Below are 20,862 nucleotides of genomic sequence, written 5' to 3' on the forward strand. Positions count from 1 at the left end.
GCGGCCATGGGGTCATTGAAGGCCTTCGCGCCTGAACCGACGCGGGCGCCGTTGTTGTCTCACGTTCATCCGGCCGCTCCGAAATCGCCGCGATTTCCCCTCTGGCCTTGCCGCTTCCCTTACGTCTACAGTCGGCCCAACGATTAGAACAAATGTTTGAAGGGAGAGGCCCAGGATGGCGCAGGCGAACACGCCGGGCGGCGCGATGCCGCCAGTTTCGCAAGCCGGCGCGACGCCGCTGTATTCCAATGGCTACAAGGCCGCGGTGCTGAGCCTGCTGCTCGCCACCTACACCTTCAATTTCATCGACCGCACGATCATCGCCACCATCGGCCAGGCCATAAAGGTCGACCTCAAGCTGACCGACACCCAGCTGGGCCTGCTGGGAGGGCTCTATTTCGCCCTGCTCTACACCCTGCTGGGCATTCCGATCGCCCGGATGGCCGAGCGCTGGAACCGGGTGACGATCATCTCGATCTCGCTGGTCGTCTGGTCGGGCTTCACGGCCCTCTGCGGCAGCGCCGCCAGCTTCGCCCAGCTGGCCCTCTACCGCTTCGGCGTCGGCGTCGGCGAGGCCGGCTGCTCTCCGCCGTCCCATTCGCTGATCAGCGACTATTACGAACCCAAGAAGCGCGCCTCGGCCCTGTCGATCTATTCGTTCGGCATTCCGCTGGGCACGATGTTCGGCGCGGTGGCCGGCGGCTGGCTGGCCCAGGAGTTCAGCTGGCGCGTGGCCTTCGTGATCGTCGGCCTGCCGGGGATCATCCTGGCCGTGCTGGTCAAGCTGATCGTCAAGGAACCGCCGCGCGGCCATTCGGAGCTCAAGGAACGGCCCCTGGAAGCCGAAGACGTGGTCGTCGAGCCGCCCAAGCCGCCCTTCTCGCTGGCCAACGAGTTCAAGGAGCTGGGCGCGGTCATGGCCGTGCTGTTCGGCAAGTGGCCCGTCCTGCACATGATGCTGGGCGTGACCATCGCCTCGTTCGGCTCTTACGGCTCGGGCGCGTTCGTGCCGCCCTATTTCGTCCGCACCTATGGGCTGGGCCTGGCCCAGGTGGGCCTGATCGTCGGGCTGATCGGCGGTTTCTCGGCCGGGATCGGCACCCTGGTCGGCGGCTTCCTGACCGACTGGTCGGGCAAGCGCAGCGCCAAGTGGTACGCCCTGGTGCCTGCCATCGGTCTGCTGATCGCCACCCCGATCTATGTCGCGGCCTATCTGCAGACCAACTGGCAGACCACCGCCCTGATCCTGCTGGTCCCGGGCATCTTCCACTACACCTATCTGGCCCCAACCTTCGCCGTGGTTCAGAACTCGGTCGAGCCGCGCCGCCGGGCCACGGCCACCGCCCTGCTGTTCTTCTTCCTGAACCTGATCGCCCTGGGCGGCGGGCCGGTGTTCACCGGCTGGCTGATCGACCATCTGGCGCGGTTCCACTTCAACCATCCCGAAGCCTCCACGATCTTCCACGCCCTGGGCGGCTCGTTCGCCGACCCCGGCGCGGCCAGCTTCAACGCCCAGTGCCCCGGCGGCCTGGCCCCCAAGGGCTCGCCCGTCGATCTCGCCAAGGCCTGCCACGGCGCCATGGCCCGAGCCACCCAGCAGGGCATCATCGTCTCCCTGTGCTTCTACGCCTGGGCCGCCCTGCATTACGCCCTGGCGGCGATCGGCATGGTCAAGCACATGCGCGAACGGGCGGCGGCCCAGGCCTGAGCCGTCAAAGACCCTCCCCCTGTGGGGGAGGGGGCGCGAAAGCGCCGGTGGGGGGAGCGGACCCACCTCGGCAAACTCCCCCCTCCGTCGGCTTCGCCGACACCTCCCCCACAGGGGGAGGATCTTCCAAGTAATAATCCCCTTCCCTTGACTCACCCGGCGGACGGGACCAAACGCCCGCCTCATGATCACCCGCTATTCCCGCCCCGAAGCCGCCGCCATCTGGTCCAGCCAGACCAAGTACAAGATCTGGTTCGAGATCGAGGCTCACGCCGCCGACGCCATGGCCGAGCTGGGGGTCATTCCCAAGCTGGCCGCCGAGACGATCTGGGAAAAGGGCCGCGACGCGGTCTGGGACAGCGACCGCATCGACGAGATCGAGCGCGTCACCAAGCACGACGTCATCGCCTTCCTGACCCACGTGGCCGAGATCGTCGGCCCCGAGGCCCGCTTCCTGCACCAGGGCATGACCAGCTCGGACGTGCTGGACACCTGCTTCGCCGTGCAGCTGAGCAAGGCCACCGACCTGCTGCTGGAAGACGTCGACCTGATCCTGGCCGCCCTGAAGCGCCGGGCCCTGGAACACAAGATGACGGTCTGCGTCGGCCGCAGCCACGGCATCCACGCCGAGCCGATCACCTTCGGCCTGAAGCTGGCCGGCTACTACGCCGAGTTCCAGCGCGCCAAGGAGCGCCTGGCGATGGCCAAGTTCGAGATCGCCACCTGCGCGATCTCCGGCGCGGTGGGCACCTTCGCCAATGTCGATCCGCGGGTCGAACAGCACGTGGCCGACAAGATGGGCCTGCAGGTCGAGCCGGTCTCGACCCAGGTGATCCCGCGCGACCGCCACGCGGCCTATTTCGCCGCCCTGGGCGTGGTCGCCTCGTCGGTCGAGCGCCTGGCCACGGAAATCCGCCACCTGCAGCGCACCGAGGTGCTGGAGGCCGAGGAGCCGTTCGATCCGGGCCAGAAGGGCAGCTCGGCCATGCCCCACAAGCGCAACCCGATCCTGACCGAGAACCTGACGGGCCTGGCCCGGCTGGTGCGCTCGGCCGTGACCCCGGCGATGGAGAACGTCGCCCTCTGGCACGAGCGCGACATCAGCCACTCGTCGGTCGAGCGCGGCATCGGGCCGGACGCCACCATCCACCTCGACTTCGCCCTGCGCCGCCTGGCCGGGGTGATAGAGCGCTTCAACATCTATCCCGACAACATGGCCAAGAACCTGGACAAGCTGGGCGGCCTGGTGTTCTCGCAGCGGGTGATGCTGGCCCTGACCCACAAGGACGTCAGCCGCGAGGATGCCTACGCCGCCGTGCAGGGCAATTCGATGAAGGTGTGGCGCGGCGAGGGCCGGTTCATCGACTTTTTGAAAGCCGATCCGGTGGTCTCCAAGGCCTTGACGGACGCCGAGCTCGAGGAGCTGTTCGACTACGGCTACCACACCAAGAACGTCGACGTGATCTTCAAGCGGGTGTTCGGCGAGCAAGCCTAGGCGCTCAACGCCGATGGAGCCGCCCTCGTCCTTCGACAAGCTCGGGATGAGGGCTGCTCTTGCGCCGGTGCGGTAGGAAACCTCATCCTGAGCTTGTCGAAGGACGAGGTTTTCGGTCCAAGAGGCATCCCGCATGACCCGCAAATCAGGCTTCCCGGCGGTCGTCGACGCGAACACGCGCGTCCTGATCCTGGGCAGCCTGCCGGGCGAGGCCTCGCTGGCGCTCGCCCAGTATTACGGCAATCCGCGCAACGCCTTCTGGCGGCTGATGGAGGGGGTGCTCGACGCGCCCCTGGTGCCCCTGTCCTATGAAGACCGCCTGGCCGCCCTGCTCGCGCGTGGCGTGGGCCTGTGGGACGTGATCGCCGAGGCCGAACGGCCGGGGAGCCTGGACGCCGCCATCCGCGACCCCGCCGCCAACGATCTGGTCGCCTTGATCGACGCCCTGTCGGCCTTGCGCGCCGTGGCCTTCAACGGCGGGACGGCGGCCAGGCTGGGCGGACGGCTGATCGGCGGCCGCGTCGCGACCCTGGCCCTGCCGTCGTCCAGTCCGGCCCACGCGGCGCGGTCGTTCGAGCAGAAGGCGGAAGCCTGGCGGGCGATCAGCGAGTGGCTCGCCTGAAGGCGAACGCCCAAAGCTCCGCCACATTACAGGATTTTCATCTGCGCCCGCCTCACAACTAGGGCAGCATCCCCGGCTCTAAGGGGAGACCTTGTTCCAATGCGCACGATCCTGCTGGCCGCCGTCTCGGCGTTCGCGATGTCCACCGCCGCCGTCGCCGCCGATCCTCCTAGCAAGCCCCCTGTGGGCAAACCGATGTACGGCGACTGGGGCGTCGATCTGACCGCCGGCGACAAGTCGGTCTCGCCGGGCTCCGATTTCGACAAGTACGCCAACGGCGCCTGGGCGGCGCGCACCAAGATCCCCGACGACCAGGGCTCGGCCGGCGTCGGCTACGACGTCTACAACCGCTCGCAGGACCAGCTGCGCACCCTGATCGAGACGGCCGAGCCCTCGACCCAGATCGGCGCCCTGTACAAGAGCTTCGTCGACGAGGCCAAGGTCGAGGCGGTCGACGACAAGCCCCTGAAGGCTGATCTGGCCAAGATCGCCGCGATCAAGACCAAGGCCGAGTTCGCCGCCGCCATGGGCGCCGCCCAAGGCGGGTTCGGCAGCGGCGTCTTCTCGCTGGACATCGCTCCGGACGCCAAGAACCCCGAGATCAACACCCTCTATATCGGCCAGGCCGGCCTGGGCCTGCCCGACCGCGACTACTACCTGACCGACGGCTTCAAGCCGCAGCTGGCGGCCTATACGGCCTTTGTCGAGCGGGCCCTGAAGATGGCCGGCTATCCGGACCCGGCCAAGTCGGCCGCCGACGTCCTGGCCTTCGAGACCAGGATCGCGAAGGTCAGCTGGGAAGTCGCCGAGCGTCGCGACATCGACAAGGTCTACAACCCCGTCACCGCCGCCGAGCTGGACGCCTACGCGCCGTTCCCCTGGTCCGGCTATCTGACCGCCGCCGACATGCCGGGTCTGACCAAGGTGGTGCTGGGCGAGAAGACCGCCGTGCGCGACATCGCCAAGATCTACGCCGAGACCCCGCTGGAGACCCTCAAGGCCTGGCAAACCGCCAACGTCGTGTCCGAGACCTCGCCCTACCTTTCCAAGCGCTTCGTCGACAGCCGCTTCGAGTACATCAAGGTCCTGACCGGCCAGGCCACCCTGCGGCCCCGCTGGAAGCGCGGCGTGCAACTGGTCGACGGCAGCCTGGGCGAGGTGGTCGGCCAGACCTATGTCGCCAAGTACTTCCCGCCCAGCTCCAAGGCCCAGATGGTCGAGCTGATCGCCAATCTGAAGACGGCCATGGCGGCGCGGATCCAGCAGGCGCCGTGGATGAGCCCAGCCACCAAGACCGAGGCCCTGACCAAGCTGTCCAAGATGCAGGTGATGGTCGGCTATCCGGACAAGTGGCGCGACTATTCGGGCCTGAAGCTGGACGTGAACGACCTCTACGGCAACGTCGCGGCCAGCCGGCGGTTCGAGTGGGCCTACACCCTGAGCGACCTGGGCAAGCCGGTCGATCACGCCAAGTGGGGCATGACCCCGCAGACGGTGAACGCCTACAACGGCGGGCTGGAGAACAAGATCGTCTTCCCGGCCGGCATCCTGCAGGCCCCCTATTTCGACCCGGCGGCCGATCCGGCGGTGAACTACGGCGCGATCGGCGCGGTGATCGGCCACGAGATCAGCCACGGCTTCGACGACCAGGGCCGCAAGATCGACGCCACCGGCAAGCTGCGCGACTGGTGGACCGCCGAGGACGCCAAGCGCTTCGACGCCCAGGCCGACGTGCTGGGCAAGCAGTACGACACCTACGAGCCCGTGCCTGGCAGCAAGATCAACGGCAAGCTGACCATGGGCGAGAACATCGCCGACCTGGCCGGCCTGCAGGTGGCCCTGGACGCCTACCACGCCTCGCTGGACGGCAAGCCCGCCCCGGTGATCGGCGGACTGACCGGCGACCAGCGCCTGTTCCTGGCCTTCGCCCAGGCCTGGCAGGACAAGACCCGCCCCGACTCGCTCAAGCAGCAGATGGCGTCCGACCCGCATTCGCCGTCGTCGTTCCGCGTGGTGGGCCCCACCCGCAACGTCGACGCCTGGTACGCCGCCTTCGGGGTCAAGCCGGGCGACACCTATTACCTGAAGCCCGAGGATCGCTCGCGGGTGTGGTGACACGCAAAAGGGCCGCCCCGAGGGGCGGCCCTTTCAGCATCGCAAACGCGAAAGCCTACTCGCCGGCGGCGATCTGACCGCGGGCCAGGGCCAGCAGTTCGTCCATCTTCCGGCGGACCTCGCCCTCGCTGACACTGACGCCCGAGCCCTTCAGGTCGCCGGCGACCTTGCGCAGCACATCCTCGTCGCCGGGCTGCTCGAAGTCGGACTTCACCACGGCGCGGGCGTATTCCTCGATGGTCGTCAGGCCCATCAGGCCGGCCGCCCATTCGCCCAGCAGGCGGTTGCGACGGGCGGTCGCCTTGAACTCTTGTTCCTGCTCCAGCGCGAACTTGCGTTCGAAACCCTGTTCGCGTTCGTCGAAGGTGGTCATGAAAGCCCCAATAGTCTCTGAGCCGGCTGCATATCCCGTGGCGAGCCGCCCGGCAATCGGAAGCAACGCCGCATTGCCCCAGATACGTTCACAATCCCGCTCACAATCCCGCCGCCGAGACTAGGGCTGTTTGCGCCAAGGGCCGCGTTCAGCTAGTTTCGCGACGACATTTTTCGTGAGCGGCCTTGAGTCGAACGCCGCGCGCAGCTATCCGCCGCGCGCGCTTTTCGTTTCTCCGGATTATTCCGGGAAGGGCGCGCCCGCAACCATGAAGGGCCTCGACGAGAGCCATGACCACCCGCCGCAAGAAGATCTACGAAGGCAAGGCCAAGATCCTGTACGAGGGACCCGAGCCGGGCACCCTCATCCAGTACTTCAAGGACGACGCCACCGCCTTCAACGCCCAGAAAAAGGCGGTTCTCGAGGGCAAGGGCGTGATCAACAACCGGATCAGCGAGTACATCATGACTCGTCTGAACGGCATCGGCGTGCAGAACCACTTCATCCGCCGCCTGAGCCTGCGCGAGCAACTGATCAAGGAAGTCGAGATCATCCCGCTCGAAGTGGTGGTGCGCAACATCGCCGCCGGCTCGATCGCCACGCGCCTGGGCCTGGCCGAAGGCACCCCGCTGCCGCGCTCGATCATCGAGTTCTACTACAAGGACGACAAGCTGGGCGACCCGATGGTCTCCGAGGAGCACATCACCGCGTTCAACTGGGCCGCCACCCAGGAGATCGACGACATGATGGCCATGGCCCTGCGGGTGAACGACTACCTGTCGGGCCTGTTCAGCGGCGTCGGCATCACCCTGGTGGACTTCAAGATCGAGTTCGGCCGCGTCTATGAAGGTGACTTCAGCCGCGTGATCCTGGCCGACGAGATCAGCCCCGACAGCTGCCGCCTGTGGGACTCGGCCACCAACGAGAAGATGGACAAGGACCGGTTCCGCCGCGATCTGGGCAATGTCATCGAAAGCTACACCGAGGTGGCCCGCCGCCTCGGCATCATGAAGGAAATGCCCACCGTCATCCAAGGCGGCGTGCACTAGTCGGGAAGATCATGAAAGCCAAGGTTCAAGTGTTCCTCAAGCCCGGCGTCCTGGACGTTCAGGGCAAGGCCGTCGAAGCCGCCCTGCACGGCCTGGGCTGGTCCGACGTGTCGGGCGTGCGGGTCGGCCGGACCATCGAGTTCGACCTGACGCAGACCGACGCCGCCAAGGCCGAAGCCGAGGTCAAGGCCATGTGCGACAAGCTGCTGGCCAACGCGGTCATCGAAAGCTACCGCGTCGAGATCGCCTAGGGCGACGCCTGGGGACATGCGCATGCGCATGTCCCCAACCGCGTCACGATCGAGCGCCCTCCCCTGGAGCGGCGCTTTTTCTTTGCCTGGGCCTTCCCTCCAAGCTTCGCCGCCCCATGTTCGATGAAACCGGCGGAGGGATTCCATGAGCGCGAAGTTCGAACTGGCCCAGGTCAATTTCGGGCGCCTGCGCGCGCCGGTCGATCATCCGATGATCAAGGACTTCGTCGACAACCTCGACCCCATCAACGCCCTGGCCGAGGCCTCGCCTGGCTTCGTCTGGCGGCTGACCGGCGAGGGCGACAACGCCACCGACATCAAGCCCTACGACGATCCAATGATGGCGATGAACATGTCGGTCTGGACCGACATCCCCTCGCTCGGCGCCTATGTCTATCGCAGCGACCACGTGGCGATCATGCGCCGCCGCCGCGAGTGGTTCGAGCACATGGACCTCTACATGGTCCTGTGGTGGGTGCCCGCCGGCCGCCGGCCGACCATCGAGGAAGCCAAGGCCAAGCTGGCCCTGCTCGAGGCCAACGGCCCGACGCCAGAGGCCTTCACGTTCAAGGTTCCCTTCCCGGCTCCGGACCAGGCGAGCGTGGAGCCGGTGCTGGACGAGTGCGCCTAGCGGGCTTCCCGCCCGTCTGAACGCTTCTCCTTCGGGCGGCGTTGTCTCAGCAGGTAGGCTGGGACAGTGTGATGAGCGTAGGCCGCAGGGACTTCCTCTTGGGATCCGGCTTGGCGATGGCCGCGGGGTCGGCCCTGGCGCGGCAGGCTGTTTCTCCAGCAACCACGCCGCCCAAGATACCGCCGGGCTCGTATCCCGGGCCCAGGTCGCCGACCTCGTATCCGAAACCCACGCCGCCGACCTCCTATCCCAAGCCCGCGCCGCCGTCCGCCTATCCCGGACCCGCCGCCGCGCCCGTCGCGTCCGGCGCGCCACTGCCTCCGGTCGACTGGGCCGCCGTGAAGGCCCAGTTCGAGACCGCCCCCGACCAGGTCAACATGAGCGCCATGCTGATCGCCACCCACCCTCTGCCGGTGCGCAAGGCGATCGACCAGTTCCGCCGCGAACTCGACTGGCGGCCGGTGACCTATCTGGAAGACAACAACCGCCGCCTGCAGAGCTACAGCCGCGCCGCCGCCGGCCGGTATCTGGCGCTCGAGAGCGACCAGGTCGCCTTGACCGACAGCACCACCATGGGCGCGGGCCTGATCTATAGCGGGCTGAAGCTGCTGCCCGGCGACGAGATCATCACCACCAACCAGGACTACTACATCACCCACGAGAGCCTGCGCCGCGCCGCCTTGCGCAACGGCACGATCGTGCGGCGCATCGACCTGTTCGACAGCATCGAGACGGTGTCGGAGCCGCAGATGGTCGGCCGGCTGATGACGGCCATCACGCCCCGGACACGCGCCCTGGCCCTGACCTGGGTGCACTCGAGCACCGGGCTGAAGATCCCCCTGCCGGCCATCGCCGCGGCCCTGGCGCCGATCAACGCCGCTCGTCAGCCGACGGAGCAGATCCTGCTGATCGTCGACGGGGTTCACGGTTTCGGCAATCAGGACTTCACCCTGGCCAGCCTGGGTTGCGACATCTTCTTCGCCGGCTGTCACAAGTGGCTGTTCGGCCCGCGCGGCACCGGGGTCATCGCCGCCAACGCCCGCGGCTGGCAGAGGCTGCGGCCGACCATTCCGACCTATGTCGACAGCGCCGCCTGGAGCGCCTGGATCAACAACGCGCCGCTGCTGGAGAACACCGACGGCCCGCTGATGTCGCCCGGCGGCTTCAAGGCCTTCGAACACCTGTGGTCGATTCCGGCCGCGATCGAGTTCCACGAGAAGATCGGCAAGGCCCAGGTGGCGGCCCGCACCACCGAGCTGGCCAACCAGCTGAAGGCCGGGCTGGCGTTGATGCCGCACGTGCGGCTGGTCACGCCGCGCGATCCGCGACTGTCGGCCGGCATCGTCTCGTTCGACGTCCACGGCCTGTCGACCGACTCGGCGGTGGCCGCCCTGCGCCGCCGCCGGATCGTCGCCTCGGCCGCGCCCTACGCCATCCAGCACGTGCGGCTGACGCCCAGCCTGATGAACTCGCCGGCCGAGGTGGACCTGGCGTTGGCGGAGGTGCGGGGGCTGGCTGGAGTTTAGGACGAAGCGCCGCTGACAATCCCCGCGAACGGTGCTACAGGCCCGCGCCATGAAAGCCGCCGTCGTCGTCTTCCCCGGTTCCAATTGCGATCGTGACTGCAAGGTCGCCATCGAGCGCTCCGCTGGAGCCCGCGTCGAGATGGTCTGGCACCAGGAGACGGCCCTGCCGGACGACCTGGACCTGATCGTCCTGCCCGGCGGCTTCTCGTACGGCGACTATCTGCGGTGCGGGGCCATGGCCGCCCAGAGCCCGGTGATGCGCGAAGTCATCAAGGCCGCTGACGACGGCGTCGCGATCGTGGGCATCTGCAACGGTTTCCAGGTGCTGTGCGAGGCGGGCCTGCTGCCCGGCGCCCTGCTGCGCAACGAGAAGCTCAAGTACATCTGCAAGCCGGTGACCCTGGACGTGGTCAATAGCCAGACCCGCTTCACCGCCAGCTTCGGCGAGCAGCGCTCGGCCGTGATGACGGTCGGCAACGGCGAGGGCAACTTCTTCGCCGACGAACAGACCCTCGACCGCATCGAGGGCGAAGGCCAGGTGGTGTTCCGCTACCAGGACAATCCCAACGGCTCGGCCCGCGACATCGCCGGCATCATGAACGCCAAGGGCAATATCCTGGGCCTGATGCCCCACCCCGACCGCTCGTTCGACCCGGACCTGGGCTCGGAGGACGGCGCGATCCTGTTCCGAAGCATTTTCGCCAGCGCCTGACGACGACAAGAAACGGGGGTTCCGATGCGTCGTTTTTCGATCACCGCAGCCTCTCTCGTCGCCGGACTGATGGCGGCCGCCGTCGCCCAGGCCGCCGACAACCGTTGCGGCTACGGCGATTTCGTCTCCTTCGCCCAGGACGGCGTGGCGGTCTACAACGTCTCGCCACCCGGCCAAGGGCGGACCTACTTCCACAATAACGGCGAGGGTTGCCCCGACGCGCCGAGCTGCCGGCTGAAGAGCTATCTCGTCGTTCAGGACGAGGTGCTGGTCAGCAAGGTCGAGAACGGCTGGGCCTGCGCCTGGTACGGGCGCGGCGATCGCCACACCGTGGGCTGGCTGAAGAAGGCCGACCTGGTCAAGTCCGCCGTCGCCCCGTCCGGCGAGGGCGACTGGCTCGGCGATTGGCGCTTCGGCGACAACCAGATCACGATCAAGCGGACCAAGAAGGGCCTGCGGGCCACCGGCGACGCCACCTGGACCGGCCCCGTCTCGCAGCATTCGGGCGCGTTCGACGGCCTGCTGGAGGTCAAGGGCGTCAACGCCGAATATGCCGACCCCGAAGGCACGGAGCCCTTCTGCGACGTCCGCATGCGTCGGGTCGGCAAGCACATGGTCGTCGCCGACAGCGGAAGCTGCGGTGGCGCTTCGGTGAGCTTCGACGGCGTCTACGCGCGCTAGAAGCTTCGGAACGCTGTTATATTATAGCGCCCGTAAAAAACCGCTCCTAAGGTAGCCGCACCATTGGGGAGCTTTTCCATGAGTCTTGCGTCCACCCTCCGCGCCGGCCTGCTGGCCGCCGCCGCCCTCACCGCCTTCGCCACCACGGTTCACGCCCAGACGCCCGCCCTGACGCCGGACATCGACGGCAAGTACGTCGCGTCCAAGGCCGGCTATGACTACGACAAGCGCGTGGTCATGGTGCCCATGCGCGACGGAACCAAGCTCTACACCGTGATCGTGGTCCCCAAGGGCGCCAAGAACGCTCCTATCCTCTTCACCCGCACGCCCTACAACGCCGCCAAGCGCGCCGCCCGCAACGACAGCCCGTCCATGTTGGCCGCCCTGGCCCAGGGCGACGAGGTGTTCGTCAAGGACGGCTATATCCGCGTGTTCCAGGACATCCGCGGCAAGTACGGCTCGGAAGGCGACTATGTGATGACCCGCCCGCTGAAGGGGCCGCTGAACAACAGCGAGGTCGACCACGCCACCGACGCCTACGACACCATCGAATGGCTGACCAAGAACGTGCCCGAGAGCAACGGCAAGGTCGGCATGCTGGGCTCGTCCTACGAGGGCTTCACGGTGGTGATGGCGCTGGTGAATCCGCACCCGGCCCTGAAGGTGGCCGCGCCGATGAGCCCGATGGTCGACGGCTGGATGGGCGACGACTGGTTCCACTTCGGCGCGTTCCGGCAAGTGAACTTCGACTATTTCACCGGCCAGACCACCAAGCGCGGGGCCGGCGACAGCGTCGCGCGCCCGAGCCCCGACGACTACGAGAACTTCCGCCGCGCCGGTTCGGCCGGCGACTACGCCAAGGCCAACGGCATCGACCAGTTGCCCTGGTGGAAGAAGATGACCGAGAATGCCGCCTACACGCCGTTCTGGAGCGAACAGGCGCTGGACAAGACCATGGCCGAGCAGCCGCTCAAGGTGCCGACCATGTGGATCCAGGGCCTGTGGGACCAGGAGGACATGTGGGGCGCGGTGCACGCCTACGCGGCCACCGAGCCCAAGGACACGGCCAACGACAAGAGCTACCTGGTGCTGGGCCCCTGGCGTCACAGCCAGGTCAATTACGACGGCTCCAGCCTGGGCGCCTTCAAGTGGGACGGAGACACCGCCCTGCAGTTCCGCCGCGACGTGCTGCTGCCGTTCTTCAACCAGTACCTGAAGGACGGCGCGCCCAAGGCCGACACCCCGCCGGTGCTGATCTACGATCCGGGCCAGAACCACTGGGATCGCTACAAGTCCTGGCCGCAAGGCGGAAGCAAGCCGCTGTACCTGACCGAGAAGGGCGGCCTGTCGTTCAGCGCCCCCGCCCCGGCCAAGGGCGCGGCGGCCTATGACGAATACGTCTCCGACCCGGCCAAGCCGGTGCCGTACATCCCCCGCCCGATGAAGTTCGGCGACCGCGACAAGTGGACCCCCTGGCTGCTGACCGACCAGCGCGCGGTGGCCGACCGCACCGACGTGCTGTCCTACGTGTCCGAGCCCCTGACCGCGCCGCTGAAGATCGCCGGCGTGCCGAAGGTCAATCTGACGGCCTCGACCAGCGGCAGCGACAGCGACTGGGTGGTCAAGCTGATCGACGTCTTCCCCGACGAGGTCCCCAGCCAGCCCGAGCTGGGCGGCTACCAGCTGGCCGTGGGCATGGACATCTTCCGCGGCCGCTATCGCGAGAGCTTCAGCGCTCCCAAGGCGCTGAAGGCCAATGCGCCGCTGAAGTACCAGTTCATCCTGCCGACCGCGAACTACACGTTCCAGCCGGGCCACCGGATCATGGTGCAGGTGCAGTCCAGCTGGTTCCCGCTCTACGACCGCAACCCGCAGACCTTCGTGCCCAACATCTTCTTCGCCAAGCCGGCGGACTACGTGAAGGCGACGCAGCGGGTCTATCACGCGGGCGACACGGCCAGCTTCATCGAGCTGCCGGTGGTTCAGTAGCGCACGCACTTGCCCCCACCTGACCGCTGCGCGGTCTGTCCGCCCCCATAGGGGGCGGAGGACGCGCGCCTTCCTCTTCCCCCTGTGGGGGAAGACGGTCGCGAAGCGACCCGTAGGGGGCAGGTATTCGCCGCACGAAAAGAGGCCGGAGGCTTACGCCTCCGGCCCCTCCTTCACATTCACGGAGCGTTTTGCGTCAGCGGTCGCGCCGCTGCTGATCCGGATTGGCCTGGCCGCCCGGATCGCGGCCTTGTTCCTTCTGGCGATCGCGGTCGCCTTGCTGGTGCTGCTGACCCGGGGACTGTCGCTGCGGGTCGTTCTGCTGCTGTTGCGGATTGCGGGTCTTCTTGTCGTCACCCATGGCTTTCTCCTTGGACAGCGCGCCGATCGCGCACGGACAAGAAAACGGCCAGGGACTGCCCCCGTTCCTAGCGCCAAGCTGCCTTAGTTCCGGCTTAGCTTTTGAATCTTCACCGGATTTTCGATAATCTGACCCTTCATATAGGGGTCGTCGGCCTTGCTGACGGTGGGGGCGTCGTGGATCTTTCGGACCACGTCCATGCCCTCGACCACCCTGCCGAACGCCGCGAAGCCCTGGCCGTCCTTGTTGCGGGCGCCGCCGAAATCCAGGGCCGGGTTGTCGCCGATGCAGATGAAGAACTCCGAACCCGCCGTGCCCGGCGCGCCCCGCGCCATCGAGATCACCCCGTCGGTGTGCCGCAGGCCCGTGACCTTGGTGGTCTCGTGGACGATGGCCGGCAGCGGACTGTCGTCGCGGTTCAGCCCGCCCTGGATGACGGAGATGGTGGCGGGGTTGTTGTCGTTCTTCGGCGAGACGGTCCGATAGAAGGTCCCGCCGTCCAGCAGATGCTGGTCGGCATAGGCCAGGAAGTTGGCCACAGTGATCGGCGCCTTGTCCGGATAAAGCTCGATGACGATCGGCCCGAGATCGGTGACTATCCGCACGCGAACGGGCGCGGCCCCGGCGGCGGTCAGCGGCAGGGCGGCGGCGAGCGCCAGCAGATGGCGGCGGGAGATCATGGGGCGGCTCACTTCAAGGCGACGGGGAAGCGGTCATTTTAGACAAAGCCTTGGGCGGGAAATCTAGCGGAATCCCCCTGGCCGCGCTAGAAGGCCCGCCCATGAGCACCTCGCCCTCCCCCACGAAGTCCATGGCCGACACGGCCCGTGAATTTGGCCTCAACGCGGAGGAGTACGGCGTCGTCCTCGACCGCCTGGGCCGCGAGCCCAATCTGGTCGAGCTGGGGGTGTTCTCGGTGATGTGGTCCGAGCACTGCTCGTACAAGTCGTCCAAGAACCAGCTGAAGAAGTTCCCGATCACCGGCCCGCGCGTGATCTGCGGTCCGGGCGAGAACGCCGGCGTGATCGACATCGGCGACGGCGACGCGATCATCTTCAAGATGGAGAGCCACAACCACCCCTCCTACATCGAGCCCTATCAGGGCGCGGCGACGGGCGTGGGCGGCATCATGCGCGACGTGTTCACGATGGGCGCGCGGCCGATCGCCCTGTTGAACGCCCTGCGCTTCGGCGAGCCCGACCACCCCAAGACCAAGCGCCTGGTCGACGGCGTGGTGGCCGGCATCGCCGGCTACGGCAACTGCGTGGGCGTCCCCACGGTCGCGGGCGAGACCAACTTCCACAAGGGCTACAACGGCAACATCCTGGTCAACGCCATGTGCGTGGGCCACGCCGAAGCCGACAAGATCTTCTACTCCGCCGCTCCGGGCGCGGGCCTGGCCGTGGTCTATTTCGGCTCGAAGACCGGCCGCGACGGCATCCACGGCGCCACCATGGCCAGCGCCGAGTTCGACCAGGACAGCGACGAGAAGCGTCCCACCGTCCAGGTCGGCGACCCCTTCGCCGAGAAGCTGCTGATCGAGGCCACGCTCGAACTGATGGCCACCGGCGCCGTCGCCGCCATCCAGGACATGGGCGCCGCGGGCCTGACGTCCTCGTCGGTCGAGATGGCCGGCAAGGGCGGGGTCGGCATCGAGCTGAACATGGACATGGTGCCCCAGCGCGAAGAGGGCATGAGCGCCTACGAGATGATGCTCTCGGAAAGCCAGGAGCGCATGCTGGCGGTCCTCAAGCCCGGCCGCGAGCACGAAGGCCACGCCATCTTCGAGAAGTGGGGCCTGGACGCCGCCGTCATCGGCCACACCACCGACACCGGCCACCTGGTGCTCAAGCACCACGGCCAGATCGTCTGCGACGTGCCCCTGGCCCCGCTGTTCGACGACGCGCCGCTGTATGACCGCCCCTGGGTCCAGCCGACGCTGCATCCGCGCCTCGATCCGGGCAAGATCGCCGGCCCCGCCGACTGGAACGCCGCCGTGCTGAAGGTGGTCGGCAGCCCCGACATGGCCTCCAAGCGCTGGCTGTGGGAGCAGTACGACCGCCACGTGATGGCCGACACCCTGGAAGACAGCGCCACCGGCTGCGACGCCGGCATCGTGCGCATCCACGGCAAGGGCAAGGCCATCGCCGTGACCAGCGACGTCACCCCGCGCTATGTCCAGAACGACCCCTACGAGGGCGGCAAGCAGGCCGTGGCCGAGGCCTGGCGCAACCTGACGGCCGCCGGTTCGACGCCGATCGCCATCACCGACAACCTCAACTTCGGCAGCCCCGAAAAGCCCGAGACCATGGGCCAGATCGTCCGCGCCACCGACGGCATGGCCGAGGCCTGCCGGGCGTTGGACTTCCCGGTCGTGAGCGGAAACGTCAGCCTCTACAACGAGACCAACGGCGTCGCCATTCCGCCGACCCCGACGGTCGGGGCGGTCGGCCTGATCGACGACTACGACCTGCGCATGGGCTTCGGCAACGTGGCCGAGGGCGACACCCTGGTGCTGATCGGAGAGACCCATGGCGAGCTGGGCGCCTCGATCTATCTGCGCGAGATCCTGGGCCGCGAGGACGGCGCCCCGCCGCCGGTCGACCTGGGCATGGAGCGCAAGAACGGCGACTTCGTCCGCGGCCTGATCCCGACCGGCCTGGTCGCCGGCCTGCACGACCTGTCGGACGGCGGCCTGCTGATCGCCGCGGCCGACATCGCCCTGGCCAGCAAGGTCGGCGTCACCCTGAACGCCACCAGCCAAACCCACGCCCACCCCTACCTGTTCGGCGAGGACCAGGCCCGCTACCTGGTCGCCACGCCCGATCCGGACGCGGTTCTGGCGGCGGCCAAGGACGCCGGCGTCCACGCCATCGTGGCCGGCGTGGCGGGCGGCGAGGCCTTCGCCTCGACCGGTCTGTTCAACATCCCGCTGGAAGCCCTGCGCACGGCCCACGAGGCCTGGCTGCCGAGCTTCATGGGCGCGGTCGCCTAAGAGACTTCCACCGCCGCCGCCCGCGCTTGGTCCTCATCCCGAGCTTGTCGAAGGACGAGGACCCGGCGCCCGACTTGAATGCCGATAGGATCCATAGAGGACCTCCATGCGCACGATCTCGATCATCGCCACCACGAGCCTCGCCCTGTCGCTGCTGGCCGCCTGCGCGCCCGCGCCGGCGCCGCGACCGGCCGCCCAGAGCGCCGACGCCTCCTGCGCCGCGCGCGGCGGCTCCATGCAGCCCGTCGGCCGCCTGCAGCGCCCGACCTGCGTCGTGCCCTATGCCGACGCCGGCAAGACCTGCTCGGACAAGGCCGACTGCCAGGGCGCCTGCATCGCCGAGGGCAACCTGGAGGCCCAGGGCGCCACGACCGGCCAGTGCCAGAAGACCAACGTCCAGTTCGGCTGCTACGCCAAGATCGTGGGCGGCAAGACGACGGGCGCGATCTGCGTCGACTAGGCCGCACCTATTTCGTCGGAGCCGTCGCGGCCTCGTCGCCCTCGAAGATCACGACATGAGCGTTATTCTTGTCGTTGGAGTCGTTGATGAAATCGGCCCGCGCCTCGCCCAGCGCGGGCTGGCCTTCCGGCGCATCCAGAACCGACGCCTCGCGGCTCTGCCGAAACCACTGAAACATCTTCCATAGCCAGGTCAGGATCATCGCTCCCTCCAGAGCCTTGGGGTCGCCAGGCGCTCAGGCGTACTCGACATTCGCCAGGGTGAACATGAACGGCGTCGCGTTCGGGCCGGAGCCGCCGCCGGTCATCACGATGTCGGCGCTGGCGATGCCGAGCAGCGACAGTTCGGTGTTGATCGACGAGACGATGGCCGAGTTCATCACCTCGCCTTGGACCACCTGCGACGCCACCCCGATCCAGATCGTCGGCTTGAACTGGAACACCGCCTTCTGCTGAGGCGCGATGCTGGTCGCCTGGGCATAGAGCTTGCCGCTCTTGTAGATTCCGGCGTTGATCGCGCCCTGTTGCAGGGCGTTGAGCACCTCGATCTCCCTCGCGCTGGCGGCCTGCCCGCTGTATTTCAGCACATCACCCGATGTGTCGCGCACCATCGAGAATTGCTGGCCGTCGGCCGCGTCCAGCAGGGGTGTGTAGTTGCCCCAGCTGTCGCTGGCCCCGACCTGTGTGGCCATCGGATAGACGAACGGGTGGTTGTCGCCCTTGCCGCAGTTCTGGATCACCAGCCAGGCCACCGCCGTCTCCTGGACGTCCGTGGCCGCGTTCTTGGCGAAGATCACGATCTCGCTGTTGTTCACATCGTTGGAATCGTTGATGAAGTTCAGCTTGATGTCCATGCGTCCCACCCTGATGGCCCGACGTCCGGCGGCCCTTGCGGGAAATCTACACTCAAAAGGCGAAACTTGACCACGCGCTATCGAAGGTGGTCCGCTCCTTTAGCGGCGCCGCCCCTGCGCGACCTGGGCCACGCGGGCCAGCAGCGCGGGACCGGCGGCCGGACCGGCGGCGTAGACGAAATCGGGATCGTCCATCGACTTGCCCGTGCGGCGGTCCACCATCACGGGCTCGGCCGGCAGGCCCGTGGTCGCGTCGACCATCTGGCTGGCGACGCCCTCGACCGCGAAGTGGCGGTTGCCGAACGCCATCAGCGCCGTCAGCACCGGGGCGAAGTCCCGCCCCAGGTCGGTCAGCAGGTATTCGTGGCGCACGGGCCGTTCCTGATAGGGCCGGCGTTCCAGAAAGCCGGCCGCGACCAGGGCGGCCAGCCGCCGGGCCAGGATGTTCGGCGCCACGCCCAGGCTCTTTTCGAATTGGTCGAATTTCGACAGGCCCTGCAGGGCGTCCCGCAGGATCATCAGGCTCCAGGCGTCGCCCACGCGCTCCAGCGTGCGGCCCACGGGGCATTGTCCAGCATCGAGGGCGCGTTGGGTCATGCCCTCCATATAGGCGATCACTAGCGAATTGAAAGTTAGTCACTTGCAAATCAAAAGTTACCTCCCATCTGAACCTCACGACCAGGCCATGGGGCCTGGCCAACCCCTTTCGGGACGAAGACGATGAGCAAGCAAGACCTTCGCGGCGCGGCCCTGATCACCGGCGCCTCCTCCGGCATCGGCGCGACCTATGCCGACCGCCTGGCCCGCGCCGGCCACGACCTGGTGCTGGTGGCCCGCGACGCCGCGCGGCTGGAAGCCCTGGCCGCCAAGCTGAAGGCCGCCACGGGCGTCAAGATCGACATCGTCGCCGCCGACCTGACCGACAGGACCGACCTGGCCAAGGTCGAGGCCCGGCTGGCCGACGACGCTTCGATCGACATCCTGATCAACAACGCCGGCGCGGCCCTGGCCGGGTCGTTCGCCGAGCAGGACGTCGAGCGGGTCGAGAACATGGTCCAGCTGAACGTCGTCTCGGTGACCCGCCTGGCCCACGCCGCCGCCAAGGCCTTCGCGGCCCGCGACCGCGGCGCGATCGTCAACATCTCGTCCGTGGTCGGACTGGCCCCCGAGCTCCAATCGGTCGTCTACGGCGCGACCAAGGCCTATGTGACCTATTTCACCCAGGCTCTGCGCCAGCAACTGAGCCCCGGCGTCCAGCTCCAGGCCGTGCTGCCGGGCGCGACCCGCACGGAGATCTGGGACCGTTCGGGCGGCGGCGGCGCGGACAAGCTGGACCCGAACATGCTGATGGAGGTCGACGACCTGGTGGACGCGGCCCTGGCCGGCTTCCGTCAAGGCGAACTGGTCACCATCCCGTCCCTGCCCGATCCGGCCGACTTCGCCGCCTACGACGCGGCCCGGGCCAAGCTGTTGCCGAACCTGTCGCGCAACCGTCCCGCCCAGCGCTACAGGGCCGGCGCTCCCGCCTAGGCGGTACGGCGACCCGGGCCGTCACGACATTGGCGCATCGCGACACTATCTATCGCGTGACGACGCGTGACGGCCCGGAACAAACGCCGTGTCCAGTCGCTTGTCCGCCAACCGAGGAGACCGACATGGCCGCCATTCCGAACCTGGACGAGTTCATTCTCGAAGAAACCGCCGACGGGATCTTCCTGACCGTCACCGGCGACGACGAGCAGACCTTGAAGCTGAAGGTCACGCTCGACGACCTGGAGGAGATCGTCGAGGTCATCGACGAGGTGTTCGGTCTCGAAGAGGACGACGAAGAGGCGGAAGAGGAAGAAAGCGCGGGCTGATTTTTCACTCCGCTCATCCGGGCGAACGCCGGGATGAGCGGATAGAAAGGGATGTGCTGAGCCGAACCCTACCGTCCCGCGGACTTGGCGATCGAGTCCAGGTCGTCGTCCAGCGCTCGGGTCGCGGTGACCACGGTGGCCACCGCGTGCTTGAAGAAGTCCTGGGGCACGGTGGCGAAGTCGTCGGTGGGCTGGTGGTATTCGGGGTGGTCCTCCACGCCGAAATAGACCCAGGGCACGCCGGCCACGGCGAACGGTCCCTGATCGGACTGCTGGGTCCAGTTGTTCTCCTTGCCCTGGGCGTCGGTGTCGTGACCCAGCAGCAGCTTGACCGGCGCGGTCCTGGCCACCCCGTCCAGCACCGGCTTCAGATACGGCTGCGGGCCGGCGCCGCTGACATAAAGTTGGTTCTTGGCGTTCTTGCTGAGCATGTCGAAATTGACGTTCAGCCCGATGTTCGCCAACGGTACGGGCGGATCGGCGACGAAGGCCTTGGCGCCCTTCAGCCCGCTTTCCTCGGCGTCGAAGGCGACGATCAGCACGGTGTGGCGCGGCGGCTTGGCCTTGAACGCCTCGGCCACGGCCAGCAGGCCGGCGATCCCCGAGGCGTTGTCGTCGGCCCCGTTATAGACTTGTCCCTTGCGGACCCCCAGGTGGTCGTAGTGGGCCGAGACCACCAGCACCTTGCCCGAACTGGACGTGCCCTCGATCCGCGCCACCAGGTTCACCCCGGTGACGTCCTTGCCGAAGGTCTTGGGCTTGAAGGTGAACGGGCGTTCGAACGGCGCGCCTTTGGGCCTCAGCCCGATCTGGCCGAAGCGCTTGAGGATGTAGGCCCGCGCCTTGGCCCCGCCCAGCGTGCCGACGGCCCGCCCTTCCATGTCGTCGGCCGACAGGATGCGGACGTCGTCCAGGGCATGGGCGCCGGGCGTGGGCGCGGCGTGAGCGGAAGCCGTGAAGACGAGCGCGAGAGCGGCCGAAGCCAGGAGATGACGCATGCGAGACCCTTGCTGATCCGGCCTTCATGGCTTGCGTCGGCCGGATTTCGCAATGAACTCGTCGTCATTTTTCACGGCGCCGGGATGACGGCGAAGGACACCGCGGCGGATGAAAGCAACGTTCCAGCCCGGGCCGGCATTTCCCGTATGCCCGTTCTTAAGGTTTCCCCGGCATACCCAAGGT

The 20,862-nt window shown here is 67.4% G+C and carries 22 protein-coding genes and 1 pseudogene; 15 read left to right on the forward strand and 8 right to left on the reverse strand.

What is annotated here, in order from left to right; translation table 11 throughout:
- The first annotated feature begins 205 nt into the window (after positions 1 to 205).
- Together ASD21_RS20765 and purB are read left to right on the forward strand one after the other, a co-directional pair.
- A complete protein-coding gene (locus tag ASD21_RS20765; protein WP_156398451.1) occupies positions 206 to 1,708 on the forward strand; it encodes a spinster family MFS transporter in 1,503 nt (500 codons plus the stop codon).
- Positions 1,709 to 1,892: 184 nt separating this feature from the next.
- Entirely contained in the window at positions 1,893 to 3,203 is a 1,311-nt protein-coding gene (gene purB, locus ASD21_RS20770) for an adenylosuccinate lyase (protein ID WP_056445882.1), read from the forward strand.
- A 10-nt stretch (positions 3,204 to 3,213) separates the two neighbouring features.
- Here the strand turns inward: purB and ASD21_RS25285 are convergent.
- Positions 3,214 to 3,338, reverse strand: a pseudogene (locus ASD21_RS25285) (hypothetical protein); the annotation flags it as partial.
- Between ASD21_RS25285 and ASD21_RS20775 the strand changes: the two are divergent.
- Positions 3,337 to 3,825, forward strand: a complete 489-nt coding sequence (locus tag ASD21_RS20775; RefSeq protein WP_056445886.1) for a DNA-deoxyinosine glycosylase — start codon at positions 3,337 to 3,339, stop codon at positions 3,823 to 3,825. The pseudogene ASD21_RS25285 and the gene ASD21_RS20775 sit on opposite strands and share 2 nt — an antisense overlap.
- 99 nt (positions 3,826 to 3,924) lie before the next feature.
- Positions 3,925 to 5,940: a M13 family metallopeptidase gene (locus ASD21_RS20780; protein WP_056445889.1), complete on the forward strand. Its 2,016-nt coding sequence runs from the start codon at positions 3,925 to 3,927 to the stop codon at positions 5,938 to 5,940.
- Between the two features lie 55 nt (positions 5,941 to 5,995).
- Here the strand turns inward: ASD21_RS20780 and ASD21_RS20785 are convergent, their stop codons facing one another.
- Positions 5,996 to 6,313, reverse strand: a complete 318-nt coding sequence (locus tag ASD21_RS20785) for a DUF1476 domain-containing protein (RefSeq protein WP_056445892.1) — start codon at positions 6,311 to 6,313, stop codon at positions 5,996 to 5,998.
- Positions 6,314 to 6,603: 290 nt separating this feature from the next.
- On the opposite strand from ASD21_RS20785, the gene purC reads away from it, so the two are divergent.
- The 7 genes from purC to ASD21_RS20820 all read left to right on the forward strand — a co-directional run bounded on the left by purC (position 6,604) and on the right by ASD21_RS20820 (position 13,152).
- Positions 6,604 to 7,362: a phosphoribosylaminoimidazolesuccinocarboxamide synthase gene (purC, locus tag ASD21_RS20790; RefSeq protein WP_056445895.1), complete on the forward strand. Its 759-nt coding sequence runs from the start codon at positions 6,604 to 6,606 to the stop codon at positions 7,360 to 7,362.
- A gap of 11 nt (positions 7,363 to 7,373) precedes the next feature.
- Positions 7,374 to 7,613 (forward strand): phosphoribosylformylglycinamidine synthase subunit PurS, encoded by a 240-nt coding sequence (gene purS / locus ASD21_RS20795; RefSeq protein ID WP_056445899.1) that lies wholly within the window; start codon positions 7,374 to 7,376, stop codon positions 7,611 to 7,613.
- 145 nt (positions 7,614 to 7,758) lie between these two features.
- Entirely contained in the window at positions 7,759 to 8,244 is a 486-nt protein-coding gene (locus ASD21_RS20800; protein ID WP_056445901.1) for a DUF3291 domain-containing protein, read from the forward strand.
- A 116-nt stretch (positions 8,245 to 8,360) separates the two neighbouring features.
- Positions 8,361 to 9,770, forward strand: coding sequence for an aminotransferase class V-fold PLP-dependent enzyme (locus ASD21_RS20805; protein WP_156398440.1), 1,410 nt, complete (start codon positions 8,361 to 8,363; stop codon positions 9,768 to 9,770).
- A gap of 49 nt (positions 9,771 to 9,819) precedes the next feature.
- Positions 9,820 to 10,482 carry a phosphoribosylformylglycinamidine synthase subunit PurQ gene (gene purQ / locus ASD21_RS20810; RefSeq protein ID WP_056445906.1) on the forward strand — a complete coding sequence of 221 codons (663 nt, stop codon included), beginning with the start codon at positions 9,820 to 9,822 and terminating at the stop codon, positions 10,480 to 10,482.
- Positions 10,483 to 10,506: 24 nt separating this feature from the next.
- On the forward strand, positions 10,507 to 11,163 hold the full coding sequence (locus ASD21_RS20815; RefSeq protein WP_056445911.1) for a hypothetical protein: 657 nt from the start codon (positions 10,507 to 10,509) through the stop codon (positions 11,161 to 11,163).
- Between the two features lie 78 nt (positions 11,164 to 11,241).
- On the forward strand, positions 11,242 to 13,152 hold the full coding sequence (locus ASD21_RS20820) for a CocE/NonD family hydrolase (RefSeq protein ID WP_056445914.1): 1,911 nt from the start codon (positions 11,242 to 11,244) through the stop codon (positions 13,150 to 13,152).
- A gap of 196 nt (positions 13,153 to 13,348) precedes the next feature.
- Here the strand turns inward: ASD21_RS20820 and ASD21_RS24495 are convergent, their stop codons facing one another.
- Together ASD21_RS24495 and ASD21_RS20825 are read right to left on the reverse strand one after the other, a co-directional pair.
- Positions 13,349 to 13,513, reverse strand: a complete 165-nt coding sequence (locus ASD21_RS24495; RefSeq protein ID WP_200941457.1) for a hypothetical protein — start codon at positions 13,511 to 13,513, stop codon at positions 13,349 to 13,351.
- 83 nt (positions 13,514 to 13,596) lie between these two features.
- Entirely contained in the window at positions 13,597 to 14,193 is a 597-nt protein-coding gene (locus ASD21_RS20825) for a peptidylprolyl isomerase (RefSeq protein ID WP_056445917.1), read from the reverse strand.
- Between the two features lie 101 nt (positions 14,194 to 14,294).
- Between ASD21_RS20825 and purL the strand changes: the two genes are divergently transcribed.
- Both purL and ASD21_RS20835 read left to right on the forward strand, forming a co-directional pair.
- Complete coding sequence (gene purL / locus ASD21_RS20830; RefSeq protein WP_056445920.1) at positions 14,295 to 16,508, forward strand: phosphoribosylformylglycinamidine synthase subunit PurL; 2,214 nt, start codon at positions 14,295 to 14,297, stop codon at positions 16,506 to 16,508.
- Between the two features lie 106 nt (positions 16,509 to 16,614).
- A complete protein-coding gene (locus tag ASD21_RS20835; protein WP_056445923.1) occupies positions 16,615 to 16,968 on the forward strand; it encodes a hypothetical protein in 354 nt (117 codons plus the stop codon).
- Between the two features lie 7 nt (positions 16,969 to 16,975).
- Here the strand turns inward: ASD21_RS20835 and ASD21_RS20840 are convergent, their stop codons facing one another.
- The 3 genes from ASD21_RS20840 to ASD21_RS20850 form a co-directional block, all read right to left on the reverse strand.
- The gene (locus ASD21_RS20840) at positions 16,976 to 17,170 is read right to left on the reverse strand and encodes a hypothetical protein (RefSeq protein ID WP_056445926.1); all 195 of its coding nucleotides are present in this window, start codon (positions 17,168 to 17,170) and stop codon (positions 16,976 to 16,978) included.
- A gap of 33 nt (positions 17,171 to 17,203) precedes the next feature.
- The gene (locus tag ASD21_RS20845; protein WP_056445929.1) at positions 17,204 to 17,821 is read right to left on the reverse strand and encodes a hypothetical protein; all 618 of its coding nucleotides are present in this window, start codon (positions 17,819 to 17,821) and stop codon (positions 17,204 to 17,206) included.
- Positions 17,822 to 17,920: 99 nt separating this feature from the next.
- Positions 17,921 to 18,418 (reverse strand): winged helix-turn-helix transcriptional regulator, encoded by a 498-nt coding sequence (locus ASD21_RS20850; RefSeq protein WP_056446277.1) that lies wholly within the window; start codon positions 18,416 to 18,418, stop codon positions 17,921 to 17,923.
- 123 nt (positions 18,419 to 18,541) lie between these two features.
- On the opposite strand from ASD21_RS20850, the gene ASD21_RS20855 reads away from it, so the two are divergent.
- The gene (locus ASD21_RS20855) at positions 18,542 to 19,351 is read left to right on the forward strand and encodes an SDR family NAD(P)-dependent oxidoreductase (protein WP_056445932.1); all 810 of its coding nucleotides are present in this window, start codon (positions 18,542 to 18,544) and stop codon (positions 19,349 to 19,351) included.
- Positions 19,352 to 19,476: 125 nt separating this feature from the next.
- Positions 19,477 to 19,680: a hypothetical protein gene (locus tag ASD21_RS20860; protein ID WP_056445935.1), complete on the forward strand. Its 204-nt coding sequence runs from the start codon at positions 19,477 to 19,479 to the stop codon at positions 19,678 to 19,680.
- A 68-nt stretch (positions 19,681 to 19,748) separates the two neighbouring features.
- Here ASD21_RS20860 and ASD21_RS20865 read toward each other — a convergent pair whose 3' ends face one another.
- Entirely contained in the window at positions 19,749 to 20,678 is a 930-nt protein-coding gene (locus ASD21_RS20865; RefSeq protein ID WP_056445938.1) for a M20/M25/M40 family metallo-hydrolase, read from the reverse strand.
- Positions 20,679 to 20,862: the final 184 nt, after the last annotated feature.

The organism is Caulobacter sp. Root1455 (assembly GCF_001426905.1).
In the GTDB taxonomy this organism is placed as follows: Bacteria; Pseudomonadota; Alphaproteobacteria; order Caulobacterales; family Caulobacteraceae; genus Caulobacter.